This is a genomic window from Peribacillus sp. NPDC056705 (assembly GCF_043656335.1).
The window spans coordinates 1-1,395 of sequence record NZ_JBHTYI010000194.1 but is presented as its reverse complement, the minus strand read 5'-3'; the positions used below and the strand labels follow the sequence as shown (position 1 = coordinate 1,395).

General features: G+C 47.1%; 1 protein-coding gene and 1 pseudogene. Both read left to right on the top strand.

What is annotated here, in order from left to right; all coding sequences use genetic code 11:
* Positions 1–180 (top strand): hypothetical protein (locus tag ACFRAK_RS28850; RefSeq protein ID WP_394573172.1); only part of this gene is annotated, 180 nt, incomplete at its 5' end.
* 20 nt (positions 181–200) lie between these two features.
* Positions 201–1,395, top strand: a pseudogene (locus ACFRAK_RS28845) (serine hydrolase domain-containing protein); the annotation flags it as partial.

Below are 1,395 nucleotides of genomic sequence, written 5' to 3'. Positions count from 1 at the left end.
GGGCAAGGATTCATCGCCTTTTCAGGTATCTTAATGCCTCCCTTGTCAATAAACCTAGTGCCGAATTGTCACATGACGCTTTCAAAGTGGCTGGATGTCATGGATGACAAAATGCAACTTGTTGGTGTGACAACTTCTTTGCCATACTGGGCTCAGCCAATCGTTAAGAGGCAAATCTAATAGGCAAGGAGACATCACTTATGAAGAAATGGATTCGCACGAATCGCGTAGTTCTGCTATTAACTGTTCTACTATTAACTGTTACGGTCATTACCGCTTATATCGGACTAGGGAAAGCACCTAATACCCCGCAGGCTCCCACGCCAGTTGCATCTGAGGAGGCCAGCCTGGAGGGGCCGCGGGATGCCAAGGAACTGGAGGACTTTGCAGATGGCATTTTTGCGGACGCGATGGAAAAGTTTAATACGGTTGGTTCTAATTTTGCAGTCGTATCCAATGGGAAAGTGCTGTTAAACAAGGGTTACGGTTATGCTGACAAGGAAAATAAAATTCCGGTAGACAGCAGCACCGTTTTCCAAATTGGTTCTGTGACGAAGCAGTTCACGGCATTGGCAGCTATGCAACTGGTCGATAAGGGAAAGATTGATTTGCATCACGATATCCAGGAATACCTGGGAGGGATGAAGATACCGAATACAACAGGGAAAGAACTGACGATGTACGATCTGCTTACGTATACCAGCGGCTTCGACAAACCGGATATCCTCTCGGAATCGAAACCGGAATATGTGGATCAATACTTCCCGATGAAAGAGTCTCTCGAATCGAATATGCCGACGGTTGTCAGGCCTCCGGGGGAAGCGTACACCTACGATAATTATGGGTTCACACTGGCGGGGTACGCGGTAGGGGAAGTAACGGGCATGTCATTCGCCCAGTATATGGAGGAAAATGTTTTCAAGCCGTTAGGCATGAACTCGACGAATGTGCGGTTTACCCCCGAATTGCTGGACAGAATGGCTGCCCATTATGGGCCAGAGGGCGAGCTGATATCCTTGGAGGGATTCAAACCAACCGATCGGCCTAGCGGCGGCATGGTATCAACCGCAGATGACATGGTGAAGTACCTTATGATGCATCTGAACAAAGGAACGTATGCAGGCAAAGAAATCTTAAGTTCCAATAGCATCGAGCAAATGCACACCTACCAGGTGTTCCCTGACAAAGAGTTCCCTGTCACAACCATCGGATTCGAAGGCTACTTTAAAGAGAAGATGAATGGTCATCATGTGGTTCTCAAAGGGGGAAATGTGACCGGGCATTCTTCCTTGATTGTTATTCTGCCGGAGTAAAATACAGCGTTCTACATGTCCTACAATAACGACTCCATGATGAGTCTCGATGTGTATGAGGCATTTATGAATCATTATTATC